The sequence below is a fragment of the Eudoraea sp. genome (assembly GCF_049665975.1).
GTDB lineage: Bacteria > Bacteroidota > Bacteroidia > Flavobacteriales > Flavobacteriaceae > Eudoraea.
The window spans coordinates 1-17794 of the sequence record NZ_JBATGR010000489.1 but is presented as its reverse complement, the minus strand read 5'-3'; the positions used below and the strand labels follow the sequence as shown (position 1 = coordinate 17794).

Genomic DNA, 17794 nt, shown 5'->3' with positions numbered 1-17794 from the left:
GATACCGCTTTCAGTCCTGGCAGCCATTCTATTAATTGTGGGTTATAAGTTGGCAAAACCTGCGCTATTTAAAAAAATGTATGACATTGGATGGAAACAGTTTGTACCATTTACGGTAACCGTAGTTGGAATAATTTTTACAGACCTGCTTATTGGAATCGGTATGGGATTAGGGGTTGGAATAGCCGTGATTCTAATTAAAAGTTATCAAAACTCTCATTTCCTTCATATTGAAGATAAAAGTAATGGAAAACACAAAATAAAAATGACACTTGCTGAAGAGGTTACTTTCTTTAACAAAGGTGCCATACTTAAGGAACTTGATGCCCTACCTAGAGATTCCTATCTTGAATTAGATGTTTCCAAGACCAGATATCTGGATAATGACATTATTGAAATTCTTGAAGAATTTGCGGGAAAAGCCTTTAATAGGAATATTGATATTAAGTTAATTTCGGAAAGAGGGGTTGTTGAAAATCCTGATAGTTATATAGAGTTTTTTAGATTAAGATCGAAATTAGCATAAATCCTATATCATGAGAAAATATAAAATAACTGTACTAACAGACCTGGAGAGAGACGCAGGTGCAACCCTTAAAAGTGCGATTGGACTCGCAAAAATTATCGATGGTGAAATTGAAGTTTTTAGTGTTAAAAAGGCTTCTGAAATTGTGCATAGCGAAAATCAATTATCCGCCATGAGATCTATTAACAGCGGGCATAACTCATTACGCAAGAAAATGAAAAATTTAATTGCTCCCATATCAGAACAGTACGACATCCGAATTGATTCTTCTTTTTCAATTGGTAATATCAAAGGTGAAATTGGTAAATATATTGATACAAAAAAACCTGATATAATTGTCTTAGGTAAAAGGAGAGAAAAAGTGCTAAAATTCGTAGGGGATAGCATTATTCCTTTCGTTTTAAACAAATTCAAAGGAGTAATCTTGATTACAAATAATAATAGTGTAATTGAACCAAATAAAGAAATAGTCCTAGGTATGTTTAATAATTTGGGGGCAGATTTCAATCTGGATTTTGCAGAAGACTTGATAGAATATTCGCATCAACCTTTAATATCTTTTAAGATTGCACAAAATTCAGATGTTTCAGAAGGCTCAAATAAACCTTCAAACAGAAAAACCATTGAATATGTTTTTGAACAGGGTGATGGAGCAATAAGAGGTATTTCCACTTATTTAGTCAAAAATAAAATCGATGTTTTGTATGTCGATAGATTTAAAAGGCGAAACGGTAAAAAAATAAATACATTAAAGTCGGACATTAATAAAATCATTGATCAACTTAATGTAACTTTATTGTTGACCGGTGAAGAGCGATATAATTTGCAGTAACTCAATAGTAAACCAGAAAAATAATATGATGAAAGCACATACAAAAAATACACAAGCAGCAATTACACCGAATAAAGCCATAGAACTATTAAAAGAGGGTAATCAACGCTTCGTTGCCAGCAATATGGCTAAGCGTGATTTATTAGATCAAGTAAATGATACGGCTTCAGGTCAATACCCTTTTGCAACGGTCTTGAGCTGTATTGATTCAAGAGTTTCGGCAGAGCTTATTTTTGACCAAGGTGTCGGCGATATTTTTAGCGCGCGAGTCGCAGGTAATATTGTAAATGAAGACCTACTGGGAAGTATCGAATTCGCCTGCAAGTTAGCGGGCACAAAAGTATTGGTTATTCTTGGCCATACGGCTTGTGGAGCAGTAAAAGGTGCCTGTGATGGTGCCAAATTAGGTAATCTTACGATTTTGTTAGACAAAATAATGCCGGCAGTTAATGCGGTTTCCCAGCCATCGGATGCTGGACAAAGAAATTCTAAAAACATAGATTTCGTAAACGATGTTGCCGTCAAAAATGTTCATATGACCATTGAAAACACTCGAAATATGAGTCCCGTATTAAAGGAAATGGAGGACAATGGTGAAATAAAAATAGTTGGAGCGATGTATGATATCAACAACGGAAAAGTTACGTTTTTGTAAACTATGCTCTAAATGTTAAAGGAAAGCCAATGTGTATGCATTGGCTTCTTTTATTACTAAAAAATACTATCTTTTCTCTTTATAACAAACTAATCGACCGTCATTATGAAAACCCTGTTTTCAAATTTTAAAGGAGATTTTTTTGGCGGATTAACGGCAGGTATTGTTGCACTCCCCTTAGCTCTGGCTTTTGGGGTTTCATCAGGATTGGGTCCAAGTGCCGGATTATACGGTGCTATTTTTATTAGTTTTTTTGCCGCACTCTTTGGTGGTACAAGCACACAGATTTCCGGACCAACTGCACCTATGACAGCTGTAAGCATGGTTGTAATTGCTGGTATTGTAGCAATCTATGACGGTAGCGTGGAAAAGGCCTTGCCTGCCATATTAAGTGTATTTCTCTTGGCAGGAATCTTTCAAATTGGGTTGGGAATCCTTGGAATAGGCAAATATATAAGATATATACCTTATCCTGTTGTATCGGGTTTTATGACGGCTATTGGAGCAATAATTATCATAACCCAAATTCTTCCGGCCATTGGTTATTATCCTAAGGAAGATTCGGAATTTGTTGAACAGTTTAAACCTCAAGCGGAAGAATTGATTCTTGAGAACATTTTACGAGAGGAAGCGGGAGAGGGTATTCTGGTTCTTGAAGATTTTGAAGAAACTATCAACCGGTCTGAAGAAATTACCGAAAATGCCATATTAGACGAAGCAAGAACGCTCGCTTCCACTGAAGCCTCCGGGGTTCTAGGGGCAATAAAAGTGCTTTCCAAAGCAATGAATAATATTATTTGGCTTGAACTTATTCTTGCTGTAGCCACCATTCTTATCATATACGGATTTAAAAAAATTACCAAAATTATTCCAAGTACATTAGTGGCCCTAATTGTTGTATCCGGAATTGCCTACGGATTTGATTTGGATTACAGGACAATAGAAAAAATACCGGAGGGGTTTCCAATGCCAAATCTGGAAATTTTTACAAAGTTTAAACTTTCTGCTATAACACCTTACATTTTTACTGCACTTACCCTGGCTCTCTTAGGGGCTATTGATTCACTTCTGACCTCTGTTGTTGCTGATAATATGACTAAAACCAAACATAAACCTAACAAAGAACTGGTAGGACAGGGCATTGGTAATAGTATTGCAGCAATTTTTGGAGGTCTGCCAGGTGCTGGCGCAACTATCCGAACCGTAGTAAATATAAATTCCGGAGGGAAAACAAAATTATCCGGAATGCTTGCCGGTATAATTTTATTAATGATCTTACTATTAATTGGTCCTATTGCTTCACAAATACCTGCCGCCGTTCTTGCGGGAATATTAATCACCGTAGGAATAAGTGTTATGGATTATAAAGGATTACGGGCAATTCCAAGCTTGCCAAAAGATATAAAATTAGGCCCCATACGACTTAGTTCTGAAGTTATGGTAATGTTGGTTGTTTTGGTTCTTTCAACATTTTGGAACCTCGTATATGCTGTTGGTATAGGCCTGATTATAGCATCTTTAATGTTTATGAAAAAAATGGGAGACCTTACTGCTCAACGGTCGGATGTTAAACCTTTACGTAAGGAAAAATCCTGGGCAGATGAGAAGAACTTTCCCGAAGACCTAAAACAGGATGTTTTTATTAAACATCTAAAGGGCCCACTTTTTTTCGGAACTACAAGTGATTTTCAGCGGCTAGCAGAGCAAATTCCCAAAACAGCAAGGATAGTTATCTTGAGACTTGGCCGGATGCAGTATATGGACCAATCGGGACTTTATGCAATGGAAGAAGTACTACTGGAATTGAGAAATAATAATATCACGCCGTTTTTTGTAAATGTTTTGGACCAGCCAAAATATATGATGGAACGGATAGATATTATTCCAGACCTTGTTCCCAGGGAACATATTTTTAAAAAGTTTGATGAATGTGTTAAATTTATAGAACAATTGGATATGGTTGACAAGGCAATGAAAGATGGTTTTATCATAAATATGCCGCCTTGATAGATAATTGTTATAAATTTGCCTTTTCTTTTGCCTTTTGCTATGTTTAGAAGGCTTATTTATTAAAAATGGGAATGATAGACCAGCTAAAAAAACACCTTACCCAGGTAGATGACTTCTCTTCAGATAATGCTCAGGAAATTGAGGCTTTCCGAATTCAATACCTCGGTAAAAAAGGTCTTTTGAATCATTTCTTTTCTGAATTCAAAAATATTCCTGCGGCAGAGAAAAAAGAATTTGGTCAGACCATAAACGAACTTAAGAATAAGGCGGCTGAAAAAGTAAATACACTTAAAAAAGCCATCGAACTTGGAAGCCAGGAAAAAAGAATCTATAATGATCTTACAAGGCCTTCCGAGCCAATGGAACTTGGGGTACGCCACCCTATTTCAATAGTGAAAAACCAAATTATTGATATTTTTTCCAGAATAGGTTTTAATGTATCCGAGGGTCCTGAAATTGAAGATGACTGGCATAATTTTACTGCTTTAAACTTGCCGGAACACCATCCTGCCAGAGATATGCAGGACACCTTTTTTATTCAAACAAATCCCGACTTACTCCTGCGTACACATACATCTTCTGTACAAGTGCGGTACATGGAAAATAACAAACCGCCAATCAGAACTATCTCTCCGGGAAGAGTTTATAGAAATGAGGCAATTTCTGCCAGGTCGCATTGTTTTTTTCATCAGGTAGAAGGACTTTATATTGATAAAAAAGTATCCTTTGCAGATCTTAAGCAAACTCTTCAGTTTTTTACTACCGAGCTTTTTGGTAAATCTAAAATAAGGCTTCGCCCGTCATACTTTCCATTTACAGAACCTAGCGCTGAAGTTGATGTATATTGGGGGCTGGAAACAGAAACTGACTACAAGATGACTAAAGGAACTGGCTGGTTGGAAATTATGGGGTGCGGTATGGTAGATCCCAATGTATTGGATAACTGTGGGATTGATAGTAAGACATATTCCGGTTTTGCTTTTGGGATGGGTATAGATCGCATCGCCTTGTTACTTCATCAAATTTCAGATATTCGCTTGCTCAGTGAAAATGATGTTAGATTTCTTGAACAGTTTAAAAGTGCCTTTTAAGTTAAGTCCTGAGTAATAATTTTCATTTCACACCTTCCATTCTTTAAAAGGGCATTTGCTTAATTGAGAGTTGTAATATTTGATATCCCCGGTTACCTCCAATCCAACCCAAGAAGGCACTTCAATATTATCATCTTCTTTTTCAATTTCTATTTCTGCTATTACCAACCCATTATTGGAACCAAGAAACTCATCTACTTCAATTATATGTGCGCCTACTTTTATGTAGTAACGAATTTTCTCCAGAATTTCCTCTTCACATAGCTCTAAAAGTAGCTTAGCTTCATGGACTGGTATCTTTTTTTCCCATTCAAACCTGGTAGTCCCCGCAGCGTTGGAGCTTCCCTTTACAGTTAAAAATGCTTTGTCATCGGCTATTCTGACACGCACTACCCTTTCAGGGTTTGAATTTAAAAACCCCTGAACAATATGTGACTTTGAAAAGGCTAAAGATCTATAATCAATTGAATTCACCAGATATTTTCTTTCAATTTCCATCATATTCATTCAAACTTAGGTCTAAGATGAGGATAGCTTTTAGTTTTTTATGCTTCCGAGCTTCACGATTTGATCAGAAGGAATTCTAACACTTTCATAGGTGTTATTTGCAAGCCAGACCATACAACTGGCAATTGACTGAGGATTTATTGATCTGTATTTTCTATATGGTCCTAGCAGACCATTATTTAAAATAAGAAACGCTTTCTTAGCAAGCCATTCTGCTGGCCTTTTCTCCTCCCTATAACCTCCAATAAGGGCTGGTTGTAAAATATGAGTTTTTGGAATTTCCATAGAAACCACCACATTCTCCATCTGTCCTTTTATTTTATTGTAAAAAACCCTGCTTTCAGCACTTGCGCCTAATGCAGAAATTACTATAAATGTTCCTATTGTATTTTTTTTACATAATTCTGCAGCACTAACAGGAATACCAAAGTCAATTTTTTCGTATAGGCTTTTATCCGGTGTTTTAGCTTTGGTGGTTCCTATACAGCAAAAAACCTCATCTGCCATGAAATCACTTACATAATCGGATAATTTCAGTAGGTCGATCAGGTGCTCTTGTAGCTTTTGATCCTTAATTCCCACCGTTTTCCTTGAAAATAATTTTATTTTATTATACCTGTTGTCTTTCAGAAGTGTTTTCAACAAAAGACTTCCTGTTAGGCCGGTAGCACCTAATATAATTGCGGTTTTTTGTGTCATTTCATTTAGATTAAATATAGCTTAAATTTGAATATGTACAATGAATTATCCATACGAAAAATAATACATGTTGATATGGATGCATTTTACGCCTCGGTAGAACAATTGGATAATCCTGAACTTAAAGGAAAGCCTGTTGCAGTTGGTGGTAGTGAAAAAAGAGGGGTGGTATCTGCGGCAAGTTACGAAGCACGAAAATATGGCGTAAAAAGCGCCATGAGCGGTTATCTAGCAAGGCAAAATTGTCCGCATATCATATTTGTAAAACCGCGATTTCATAGATACAAAGAAGTATCACAACAAATCCGGGAAATCTTTCTGGATTATACAGATATGGTAGAACCTCTTTCATTAGATGAGGCTTATCTGGATGTTACCCTGAATAAAAAAGGAAACCCTTCAGCCACGTTAATTGCACAGGAAATAAGGCAACGAATTTTTAACGAATTGGGATTAACCGCTTCGGCCGGAATCTCTATTAACAAGTTTGTGGCTAAAATAGCAAGCGACTATAAAAAACCAGATGGACAGAAAACAGTCAATCCGGAGGAAGTACTTCAATTCCTGGAAGATTTAGAAATAAGAAAGTTCTACGGGGTTGGCAAAGTTACTGCTGATAAGATGTATAAATTGGGTGTTTTTACGGGGAAAGATTTGAAAGGCAAATCACTTCAGTTTTTGGAAGAACATTTCGGAAAGAGCGGGGCTCATTATTATCACGTAGTAAGAGGTATCCATAATAGCGAGGTTAAGCCTAATCGTATTCCGAAATCCGTAGGTGCCGAAAGAACTTTTAGTGAAAATCTCAGCAGTGAAATTTTCTTGTTAGAACGATTAGATCAAATTGCGCAAGAATTGGAAAGCAGGTTGAAGAAATCAGAAATAGCAGGTAAAACAATTACTTTAAAAATAAAATATAGTGATTTTAGTCTCCATACACGAAGTAAAACTTTACCTTATTTTATGGCCGATAAAAATCTTATATTAGAGACTGCCAAGGAATTATTATATCAGGGAAAACTAGAAAACTCAGTTCGCTTATTAGGTATTTCACTTGCAAATTTGAATACGCATATCAGTGAAGCCCATAAAACAAAAGATGTTGTAACGGTTCAACTTAAGTTTGATTTCTAATTAATATTCTAGTTATGGCCGGTTTAATTTGTCAAAACCCCTACTTTAATAAAGTATACTTATTCTATTGTTAGCCTTCAAAACCTTAGAAAATAACTATTTTTTGTTTATAGTTCAGAAATAAAAACAGCTCTGTTTACAGCTATTATTAAACAAAACTGTTAATATGTCATGTAAATTTTACTGCTCAAATATCTTTTAGTAGTATTGATAAAAATTGCTATAAAAAAGAGAGTTTTTAAATCCAGTTGTGGCTTATGAAATTTCTTTTATGAATTCAAAATTTTAATAACTTTTAACGAAATTAGTCTCAATGAAGGAATTTAAAAATTATGATAAGGCTGCATCCAAGTTTTATATAAGCATTAAGCCCAAAGTCTTTCCTATTTTATCCTGGGATCTTTCCGGATCTTTTTTTAATAAAACCTCCAGGGATTTGAATGATCTTAGAATTCTAAAAAACCTTGCTAAAAGTAACCGTTGGTCATACAGGAATACTTTTAATCAGGAACTCATGATTAAGGAAGAGGTTATTCTTGTAACCGACCCTGAATTAAAAATTGTATATGCCACCAATAATATTTTTAAAATGAATGGTTATACTTTAGATGAGATAAAAGGTAAAAATCCGAAAATTTTTCAGGGTGAAGAAACCAGCAGTAAAATTACCAAAACGATTGCAAGTGCGGTTAAAAACAAAAAACCTTTTGAAGCTGTTGTAGTTAATTACAGAAAAGATGGCTCACCGTACAACTGTTGGATTAAAGGAGAACCTATTTTCAACAAAAAGGGAAAGATTGTAAACTTTATTGCTTACGAGCGAGAAGTGGCTTAAAAAATTCTTTCTGATTATTCAGAATAAAGTTCTAGAAACTACAGGTTTCAATTTCCGTAACCCTTAGTGTATTTACCATTCCCTTGCTCTTTATAGGCATTGCAGCCAAACTTATAAGCATATCACCAACGTCTAAAAAGCCTTTTTTACATGCAATGCTGTTTACATCTTCTATAGTTTCGTCTGTAGAAACAAACTTATCATAGTAAAATGTTTTAACGCCCCAAAGTAAATTTAGCTGTGTTAATATTCGTCTGTTTGATGTAAATACCAATATATGAGCACTTGGTCGCCATGCTGAAATTTGGAAAGCAGTATAACCACTATTAGTGAGTGTGGATATGGCTTTTGCTTTAATTTCATTGGCCATAATGGCCGCATGATAACAAACAGATTTGGTAATATACCTTTTTGTTCGAATATGTGGTGGTTCCTGAGGAACTTGAATTAAATCAGAGCCTTCAACACTAAGAAGGATACTGGACATTTTTTGTATAACCTCAACCGGATAATTCCCTACAGAAGTCTCCCCCGAAAGCATTACCGCATCTGCCCCATCCATTACCGAGTTTGCCACATCATTAACTTCAGCCCTTGTGGGCGTTAGAGAAGTAATCATAGTTTCCATCATTTGAGTGGCAATAATTACAGGTATTCTGGCCTTTTTAGCTCTCAGCACCAATTTCTTCTGGATAAGCGGAACTTCCTGAGCGGGAACTTCCACACCAAGATCGCCTCGTGCAACCATAATCCCGTCACAATAAGAAACAATTTTATCAATATTTTTTACTGCTTCTGGCTTTTCAATTTTAGCAATAATTGGAATCTTATATTTAGAATGTTCTCTAATTAAATTTTGAAGATCAATAAGGTCCTGACTAAATCTTACAAATGACAAGGCAATCCAATCTACATCGAGAGAGATTGCGAAAATGGCATCTTCAATATCTTTTTCTGTAAGAGCAGGTAAGCTAATATCGGTATTTGGAAGATTTACTCCTTTCTTTGATTTTAATGGGCCTCCCTGAATTACTTTCGCCTTTACTTCATTCTCCCTATTCGTGCTAAGGACTTCAAACATTAGTTTTCCATCGTCGAGTAAAATACGTTCCCCCGGGTTTACATCTTTTGGAAAACTCGAATAATTCATATATACTTTTTCTGCATTTCCTTCGAATGGTTCCCCTGTTACAAAAGTAATCTCGTCTTCCGGAGAGACAATAACTTCCCCTCCCATAACCCCAACTCTCAATTTAGGACCTTGCAAGTCGGCAAGAATGGCTGTATATATTCCCAATTCCTCGTTAAGTGAGCGAATCATTTCAACGCGCTTGGTAACATCTTCATAATCTGCATGAGAAAAATTAATTCTAAAGACATCCACTCCGGATTCTATCATCTCCTTTAAGACCTCCCTTTTACTCGTTGCCGGTCCCAAAGTAGCTACAATTTTTGTCTTTTTTGTATTAGGCATACTTCTATATAATTAAGTTTTGCTTGGATTTTAGTTTATTGGTTTCAATTTGGTATGCAGTAATTATCTTCGGGATTTCAAGAATAGCATCCATCATACCGCTATCTATTTCATCTTCTTCCTGCTCAATTTTTAGCAAATAATCAACATCCTTGTATTCTGGTAATAAGTGATAAACAGTAGAAGATGTTTCATTTCTAAAAAGATCATCAAATTCCAAATATTCATCTTTAATACTAGTATTAACAATCAATGTCCAATACCTATCATTAAGTTTATCTTTCCATTCATAAATGGGAAAGGAGGTTTTATTAGATATATCCAGGTCTGTTTTAGATCTTTTTAAACTTATTTTAAGTGCTTTATTTAAGGTATAGGCTAAAGCATAATCTTCTAAACCGCTATGTAATGCCATAAGCACGTAGTTTTCTTCACAAAAATCATCAGAAAATTTATGCAATGTGATCATTTCTTCGAGTAATTTGTAAATATAAGATTATTATATCTGTATCCTCCCCATTTTATCCTGCAGGGCAAAAAATGCTCTTTTAGATGCTTTTTCTTCGGCTTTCTTTTTTGAAGTAGCCCTTGCCTTGGCCATTACTCTTTCATCTATTGAAAGTTTAACCGCAAAATGCTTTAGAGGGTCTTTACCGGTATCCTCATATACTTTGTAATTGAATTCTTTTTTCTGCTTTTGGCACCATTCAATGACCAGGCTTTTATAGCTTATTACTTTCCCTTCCAGTTGTTCAATGTCTACATAAGGATCTATAACCCGATCATTAATAAACTTTTCGCAATATTTATAACCCCGGTCTAAATAAATTGCGCCTACCAGAGCTTCAAAAACATTTCCATGTATATTATCGCCAAAATGTGATTTGGGGATTCTGCTTTCTACATATGATATGAGATTTAAATCCTTACCCAATTCATTTAAATGTTTTCTGCTCACTATTTTAGAGCGCATTTTGGTTAAGTATCCTTCATCTCCATTAGGAACTTCATTATACAGGTATCTGGAAATAATAGTCCCTAACATGGAATCGCCAAGAAATTCAAGTCTCTCATAGTTCAATGGCAGGCCATTTTTATCTCTTTTATTCGCAGACCTGTGAAGAAAAGCCTTTTTATAAATATTTAGCTTTTTTGGCTTAAACCCTAATATATTTGAAATCCCTAATAAAAAATCCCCATCCTCTTTAGAATGGGAATTAAATATATTTGAAGGAAAATTCATCTTGCCTTTTAACTAAATTTCTTGAATACCACACATGCATTGTGCCCGCCAAATCCAAAAGTGTTACTCATCGCCACATTAACTTCTCTTTTCTGGGCCTTGTTCAGCGTTAGATTTAGTTTTGGATCTATATTTTCATCTACAACAGAATGATTTATAGTTGGTGGAACCAAGCTATGCTTCATTGCCAAAATTGAAGCTATTGCTTCAATCGCACCAGCCGCACCCAATAAATGTCCTGTCATTGATTTTGTAGAATTAATATTTATATTCGGGGCATGATCCCCAAAAACCTGACTAATTGCCTTTAATTCAGCAACATCACCCAAAGGGGTAGCTGTTCCGTGTGTATTAATAGCATCAACATCTTCAGGTCTAAGATTCGCATCGTGTAAACAATTCTCCATTACCCTTACAACACCAATGCCTTCCGGATGTGGCGCCGTCATATGATAAGCATCACTCGATAGGCCACCTCCAACTAATTCTGCATATATTTTTGCTCCTCTCGCTTTTGCGTGTTCCAATTCCTCTAGAATTAATGCGCCTGCGCCTTCACCAAGCACAAAACCATCTCTGGTTGCATCAAAGGGTCTGGAAGCAGTTTGCGGGCTATCATTACGGGTAGACAAAGCATGCATGGCATTAAAACCTCCCATCCCTGCAATCGTCACCGCTGCCTCACTTCCTCCTGAGACAACAACATCACAATACCCCAATCTGATATAATTTAACGCATCAATCATAGCGTTGGCAGCAGAGGCACATGCAGATACTGTGGTATAATTAGGCCCCATAAAACCGTGCTTAATTGAGATATTACCAGGGGCAATATCTGCAATCATTTTAGGAATAAAAAAAGGATTGAACCTGGGTGTTCCGTCACCGGCCGCGAAGTTTAGAACCTCATTTTGAAAAGTTTCCAAACCACCAATTCCAGCACCCCAGATCACTCCTACTCTAAATTTGTCTATTTTTTCCAGATCTAATCCCGAATCTATAATAGCTTCATCCGAAGAAATCATAGCATACTGCGCAAACTTGTCTAATTTCCGTGCTTCCTTTCTATCAAAGTAATTCAGGGAATCAAAGTTCTTTAACTCGCAGGCAAATTTAGTTTTGAATTTTTCTGTGTCGTAATAGGTAATAGGTGCTGAGCCGCTTTTGCCCTCCGTTAAACCTTTCCAGTATTCTTCAATGTTATTGCCAATAGGTGTTAAGGCACCAAGTCCAGTAACCACAACTCTCTTTAATTGCATATAACCAAATTTTAAATTGAAGTCTAACCAAGTGTAAATTAAAAAAAATTATCCATGCAGCACGATTACCACATGGATAATTATAAATCTTTATCAAGAAATCATAAATTTACTTGGCTTCTTCTATATAACTAATAGCTTGGCCAACTGTTGCGATGTTTTCTGCTTGATCGTCAGGGATTTGAATATCAAATTCCTTTTCAAATTCCATTATCAACTCAACAGTATCCAATGAATCTGCCCCTAAGTCGTTGGTAAAGCTAGCTTCGGCTACAACTTCGTTCTCATCAACTCCTAATTTATCAACGATGATAGCTTTTACTCTTGATGCAATGTCTGACATAATAATTTTGGTTTTAAAAATTTAAATCGTTGGCAAAAATAAAAAACTTATGCTGTAATAACACTATTTGATGTAAAAATGTATCGTAATTTAAGAAATTTAAACTCAGGATTATTAGTTTAGATATAAATTATCTGCCCGCAATATGCCTAAAATCAATATAATATTTATTTATTTTCTTAATTAGGTCGCTAATTTCGGGCAAGGCGGCATCAAATCTTTAATAAACTTAGGACTTAATTTCAAAAAGAATAATTTTGTCTAAATGAAACGAATAGTTCTTTTTGCTTCGGGTTCGGGTACAAATGTTGAAAACGTTGTCCAATATTTTTCTGAAAATAACCAAGTTGAAATAGTCGCTGTCCTCACAAACAAGAAAGAGGCGCAAGTTTTAGACAGGTGTGCGCGACTTAAGATTAGTGCTATCTATTTTAACAGGCACGCCTTTATGGAATCTAACTTAATTTCAGATTTCTTGAATAATCTCAATCTCGATTTAATTGTTCTCGCCGGTTTCCTATGGCGAATCCCAAAAAGCCTAATTGACCATTTTCCAGATAGAATTATAAATATTCATCCTGCATTGCTTCCTAAGTATGGAGGCAAAGGAATGTATGGCATGAAAGTACATGAGGCTGTAAAAGAGAATTCAGAACCCGAAACAGGTATTACCGTTCATTATGTTAATGAGCATTATGATGAAGGGGCCATTATCCTGCAGGTAAAAACATTTGTAGATGCGGCGGATACCCCAGAAATTATAGCCCAAAAAGTTCATAAATTAGAATACGAGCATTTTCCTCAGGTAATCGAAAAACTTTTGTTTAAGGGATAATGGCAAAAAAGAATAAATTTTATGTGGTTTGGAAAGGCAAGAGACCCGGTATATACGAAAGTTGGGATGATTGCAAAGCAGCGATTTCTGGTGCTAAAGGAGCCCAGTATATGTCATTCCCCAATTTTGAAATAGCCAAAAAAGCTTATAACAGCAATTATGATGCTTACAAAGGAAAAAAAAACAGCCCTCAGCTTTCCCCACAAGATCTTCTTAAAATAGGAGAACCAAATTATCATTCTATTTCTGTGGATGCAGCATCCAGTGGAAATCCCGGAATAATGGAGTACCAGGGGGTTGATACTAAAACGGGGAAACGATTGTTTAAACAAGGTCCCTTCAAAGAAGGCACCAATAATATAGGTGAGTTTCTTGCCATAGTTCACGGGTTGGCTTTTTTAAAGCAGAAAAATAGCGATCGTATTATTTATACAGATTCAAGGACTGCTATAAGTTGGGTAAGGAAAAAAAGCTGCAATACCAAGCTTTTAGAGAACACTAAAAACAAAGCCCTATTCAATCTAATTAGAAGGGCAGTTGAATGGCTAAAAAACAATTCTTACAATACGCCCATAGTAAAATGGGAAACCAAGGCATGGGGCGAAATTCCGGCAGATTTTGGTAGAAAATAATTAAGCCTTTTTTTAGTTTTAATTAGGTTTATTTGGTACAGCAAAAGTGTATATTTGCACCATATTTCAAAAACCTTCTATGGGCAAACTTTTAATTGTTGGTACTGTTGCCTTCGATGCTATCGAAACCCCTTTTGGGAAAACCGACAAAATTCTTGGAGGAGCTGCTACATTTATTGGCCTGGCGGCTTCTCAATTTGATGTAGATGCAGCCATTGTATCTGTGGTAGGCGATGATTTGCCTAATGAATACCTACAATTTCTGGCAGATAAAAATATTGATATTTCCGCTATAGAAATTGTAAAAGGGGGAAAGACCTTTTTTTGGAGTGGTAAATACCGTAATGATCTCAACACCAGAGACACCCTTAGTACAGAACTAAATGTACTGGCAGATTTTAAGCCAGTTGTACCTTACAATTATAAAAATGCAGATGTGGTTATGTTGGGTAATTTACATCCTAGCATCCAAATGAGCGTTATCGATCAAATGGAGAAAAGACCAAAGTTAATTGTACTTGATACTATGAACTATTGGATGAATAATACTTCGAAAGAATTAAATGAGGTCATAAAACATATAGATATTATTACCATTAACGATGAAGAAGCAAGACAACTAACGAATGAATATTCTTTAGTAAAAGCAGCAGCGCAAATTCAAACAATGGGACCAAAATACGTAGTCATAAAAAAAGGGGAGCATGGTGCTTTACTTTTCCATAATGATAATATATTCTTTGCGCCAGCCCTTCCATTAGAAGAAGTTTTCGATCCTACTGGTGCGGGTGATACTTTTGCAGGAGGTTTTGCAGGCTATCTGTCAGAGACAGAAAACGTATCATTCAACAATTTAAGGAACGCAGTTATCCACGGATCCAATCTGGCTTCTTTTTGCGTAGAGCGTTTTGGAACAGAACGAATGGCAAATTTAAAGAAAGAAGAGGTGGAGAGAAGGTTACATCAATTCAGAGAATTGACACAATTTGATATTGAATTACAATAATAAAACATGCCCCGGACTAACGGGGCTTTTTTAATTCATTTAAAAAATGAGTGATGCCATTAAACACGAATGTGGGATATCTTTAATACGGCTACTAAAGCCCTTGGATTATTACAAAGAAAAGTACGGCAGTATTTTTTATGGAGTAAACAAGATGTATTTAATGATGGAAAAACAGCACAACCGAGGGCAGGACGGTGCTGGTTTTGCCAGTATTAAATTAGACATGGCTGCTGGGGAGCGTTACATGAGCAGAGTACGTTCTGTTGAATCACAACCAATACAAGACATTTTTGCGCAGATTAATGAACGTATTAACACCGCACTAAAAGATAATCCTGAATATATAGACAATACAGATTTGCAAAAAAAGAATATCCCATATATAGGTGAGGTACTACTTGGGCACGTCCGGTATGGCACATTTGGAAAGAATAGTATTGAAAGTGTACATCCTTTCCTTAGGCAAAATAACTGGATGCATAGAAATCTAATTGTTGCAGGTAATTTCAATATGACCAATGTTGATGAACTTTTTGATAATTTGATACAACTGGGGCAGCACCCAAAAGAAATGGCAGATACGGTTACGGTCATGGAAAAAATAGGCCATTTTCTTGATGATGCTGTAGCAAAACTATACAGGCAAATAAAGAAGGAAGGTTTTAATAAGATGGAAGCTTCTCCTTTGATCGCCGAAAGACTAAAAGTTTCAAAAATTCTTAAAAAAGCTGCAAAGAATTGGGATGGCGGATACACTATGGCCGGGATGTTTGGGCATGGAGATTCTTTTGTGCTCCGAGATCCTTCAGGAATCAGACCCGCTTATTACTTTAAAAACGACGAGGTAGTAGTAGTGGCCTCGGAAAGAGCTGCAATACAAACGGTTTTTAACGTAGTTTATGAAGATGTCAAAGAACTCGACCCCGGCAATGCAATAATCATAAAGAAAAACGGTACTGTAAACACTACTGAAATATTAGAGCCCAGGGAAAGAAAAGCATGCTCTTTTGAAAGAATATATTTTTCAAGGGGTAGCGATAAAGAAATATATCAAGAGCGTAAAGAATTGGGTAAATTGATTTTTCCACAAATACTAACTGCTATAAACGGGGATATAAAAAATACGGTTTTTTCATATATCCCTAATACCGCATAGACTTCCTATTTAGGAATGATCAAAGAAGCGCAGAATTATTTGAATAAGAAAAAAGAAGAACAGATACTTAAATTAGGACCTAATATTACCAGAGAGGAATTAAACAAAATTTTAGATGTTCGCCCCAGGATTGAAAAAGTAGCCATTAAGGATGCAAAACTAAGAACATTTATTACACAGGATAGTAGCAGAGATGATCTGGTTGCTCATGTATATGATATATCTTATGGCTCTGTAAACAAAAATGACAATCTCGTTATTATCGATGATAGTATTGTTAGGGGTACTACCTTAAAGAAAAGTATTTTACGAATTTTAGATAGGTTATCACCAAGGAAAATAATTGTTGTTTCTTCAGCACCACAAATTCGTTATCCCGATTGCTATGGTATTGATATGGCAAAACTAGAAGATTTTATAGCCTTTAAGGCTGCTCTTGAATTACATAAGGAACAGAATTCAATGCGACAAGTAGAAGAAATATATCACAAATGTCTTGAACAAATTCAAACTGCTGATAAGGATATTATTAATTATGTAAAAGATTTTTATCAACCTTTTAGTGCAGCGCAGATCTCTAAAAAAATAGGCGAACTCCTAAGTCCTGTAGACATTAAAGCAGAAGTAGAAATTATTTATCAAACTATCGAAAGCTTACACCAGGCATGCCCTAAAAATCTTGGCGATTGGTATTTTACAGGAGATTACCCAACCCCTGGAGGTCGCAGAGTTGTAAATAGGGCCTTTATAAACTTTTATGAGGGTAAAAATGAAAGGGCATATTAACATTTTTATCGATGAAATGCACAAAATAGTGCATTTCATCGATAATTCATGCTATTTATCGGCTTTTTAGTCACAACGAATTAAAGGCAGGTTACTTTAGACCTGCCATAGCATAAGTAGGTTAAGTTCATGGTAAGATTTGGGGCAAAAAAGGTGGAGACTTCTCCACCTTTTTTATTTTACCTCAAATTTTTTTATTTTACTTCACAATTAACACGACTTTTCTTCACCTATTATAGTATTATAACTAGCCTAAGGTATTTCAACCAATTAAAAAGAAGTTTAACCAAAATTTTAATGGACACCAATGCATTAGTATACATTTGAAGAACCATAGCATAAGTAGGTTAAGTTCATGGTAAGATTTGGGGAAAAAGGCAGGTGCAAACCTGCCTTTTTATTTTATATACTACTCCTAAATACTGCTTTTCCGATAGAATTCTTTTCCCGTCTCATATAACATATTGCCAAGTAGCGCATTTCAACCTATTAAAAAGGCTTTTATCCAAAACCTTTCTTCGCAGCCAATCATTCACTTACATTTGAAGAACCATAGCATAAGTAGGTTAAGTTCATGGTAAGATTTGGGGAAAAAGGCAGGTGCAAACCTGCCTTTTTTATTTCTGATTATCAGTAAATTATGACTTTTATAGTACGTGTTTTACTTCCCAACTTTTCTTGTAGCTTTAGTTGAAAGCCTAAAATTTACCAAAATTTCTTTGTTATTTCTCACAATACCAGTAATTTAGTAATGCCATAGCATAAGTA

The 17794-nt window shown here is 35.7% G+C and carries 16 protein-coding genes and 2 pseudogenes; 11 read left to right on the top strand and 7 right to left on the bottom strand.

Translation table 11 applies throughout. The features are described 5' to 3' along the window. The 5 genes and pseudogenes from WBN20_RS15750 to pheS all read left to right on the top strand — a co-directional run. A pseudogene (locus WBN20_RS15750) lies at positions 1-526 on the top strand (SulP family inorganic anion transporter); the annotation flags it as partial. A 10-nt stretch (positions 527-536) separates the two neighbouring features. Then, positions 537-1358 carry a universal stress protein gene (locus WBN20_RS15745; protein WP_424282367.1) on the top strand — a complete coding sequence of 274 codons (822 nt, stop codon included), beginning with the start codon at positions 537-539 and terminating at the stop codon, positions 1356-1358. 28 nt (positions 1359-1386) lie between these two features. Continuing rightward, a complete protein-coding gene (locus WBN20_RS15740; RefSeq protein WP_424272429.1) occupies positions 1387-2013 on the top strand; it encodes a carbonic anhydrase family protein in 627 nt (208 codons plus the stop codon). Positions 2014-2118: 105 nt separating this feature from the next. Then, the gene (locus WBN20_RS15735; protein ID WP_424275655.1) at positions 2119-4020 is read left to right on the top strand and encodes a SulP family inorganic anion transporter; all 1902 of its coding nucleotides are present in this window, start codon (positions 2119-2121) and stop codon (positions 4018-4020) included. 74 nt (positions 4021-4094) lie between these two features. Then, positions 4095-5114: a phenylalanine--tRNA ligase subunit alpha gene (gene pheS, locus WBN20_RS15730; protein WP_424282368.1), complete on the top strand. Its 1020-nt coding sequence runs from the start codon at positions 4095-4097 to the stop codon at positions 5112-5114. 27 nt (positions 5115-5141) lie between these two features. Here pheS and WBN20_RS15725 read toward each other — a convergent pair whose 3' ends face one another. Together WBN20_RS15725 and WBN20_RS15720 are read right to left on the bottom strand one after the other, a co-directional pair. After that, the gene (locus tag WBN20_RS15725) at positions 5142-5615 is read right to left on the bottom strand and encodes a CYTH domain-containing protein (RefSeq protein ID WP_424282366.1); all 474 of its coding nucleotides are present in this window, start codon (positions 5613-5615) and stop codon (positions 5142-5144) included. A 36-nt stretch (positions 5616-5651) separates the two neighbouring features. After that, on the bottom strand, positions 5652-6320 hold the full coding sequence (locus WBN20_RS15720; protein ID WP_424282365.1) for an NAD-dependent epimerase/dehydratase family protein: 669 nt from the start codon (positions 6318-6320) through the stop codon (positions 5652-5654). Positions 6321-6353: 33 nt separating this feature from the next. On the opposite strand from WBN20_RS15720, the gene dinB reads away from it, so the two are divergent. Beyond that, complete coding sequence (dinB, locus tag WBN20_RS15715) at positions 6354-7454, top strand: DNA polymerase IV (RefSeq protein WP_424282364.1); 1101 nt, start codon at positions 6354-6356, stop codon at positions 7452-7454. Positions 7455-7767: 313 nt separating this feature from the next. Next, complete coding sequence (locus tag WBN20_RS15710) at positions 7768-8289, top strand: PAS domain-containing protein (RefSeq protein WP_424282363.1); 522 nt, start codon at positions 7768-7770, stop codon at positions 8287-8289. Positions 8290-8320: 31 nt separating this feature from the next. On the opposite strand, the gene pyk is transcribed toward WBN20_RS15710, so the two are convergent. From pyk to WBN20_RS15685, 5 genes are all read right to left on the bottom strand, one after another. Beyond that, entirely contained in the window at positions 8321-9763 is a 1443-nt protein-coding gene (gene pyk / locus WBN20_RS15705) for a pyruvate kinase (protein WP_424274657.1), read from the bottom strand. Between the two features lie 4 nt (positions 9764-9767). Beyond that, on the bottom strand, positions 9768-10232 hold the full coding sequence (locus WBN20_RS15700) for an IPExxxVDY family protein (RefSeq protein WP_424282362.1): 465 nt from the start codon (positions 10230-10232) through the stop codon (positions 9768-9770). Positions 10233-10262: 30 nt separating this feature from the next. Beyond that, positions 10263-11006, bottom strand: coding sequence for a ribonuclease III (gene rnc, locus WBN20_RS15695; protein ID WP_424271736.1), 744 nt, complete (start codon positions 11004-11006; stop codon positions 10263-10265). Between the two features lie 8 nt (positions 11007-11014). Next, positions 11015-12265 (bottom strand): beta-ketoacyl-ACP synthase II, encoded by a 1251-nt coding sequence (fabF, locus tag WBN20_RS15690; protein WP_424271737.1) that lies wholly within the window; start codon positions 12263-12265, stop codon positions 11015-11017. A 109-nt stretch (positions 12266-12374) separates the two neighbouring features. After that, the gene (locus tag WBN20_RS15685) at positions 12375-12608 is read right to left on the bottom strand and encodes an acyl carrier protein (RefSeq protein ID WP_009778413.1); all 234 of its coding nucleotides are present in this window, start codon (positions 12606-12608) and stop codon (positions 12375-12377) included. Between the two features lie 265 nt (positions 12609-12873). Here WBN20_RS15685 and WBN20_RS15680 point away from each other — a divergent pair, with 265 nt between their 5' ends. The 4 genes and pseudogenes from WBN20_RS15680 to WBN20_RS15665 all read left to right on the top strand — a co-directional run bounded on the left by WBN20_RS15680 (position 12874) and on the right by WBN20_RS15665 (position 17026). Next, positions 12874-13443: a phosphoribosylglycinamide formyltransferase gene (locus tag WBN20_RS15680; protein WP_424273766.1), complete on the top strand. Its 570-nt coding sequence runs from the start codon at positions 12874-12876 to the stop codon at positions 13441-13443. After that, on the top strand, positions 13443-14075 hold the full coding sequence (locus tag WBN20_RS15675) for a viroplasmin family protein (protein ID WP_424273767.1): 633 nt from the start codon (positions 13443-13445) through the stop codon (positions 14073-14075). Before WBN20_RS15680 ends, WBN20_RS15675 begins: the two co-directional genes overlap by 1 nt. A 79-nt stretch (positions 14076-14154) precedes the next feature. Continuing rightward, a complete protein-coding gene (locus WBN20_RS15670; protein WP_424282361.1) occupies positions 14155-15081 on the top strand; it encodes a PfkB family carbohydrate kinase in 927 nt (308 codons plus the stop codon). A 46-nt stretch (positions 15082-15127) separates the two neighbouring features. After that, positions 15128-17026, top strand: a pseudogene (locus WBN20_RS15665) (amidophosphoribosyltransferase). Positions 17027-17794: the final 768 nt, after the last annotated feature.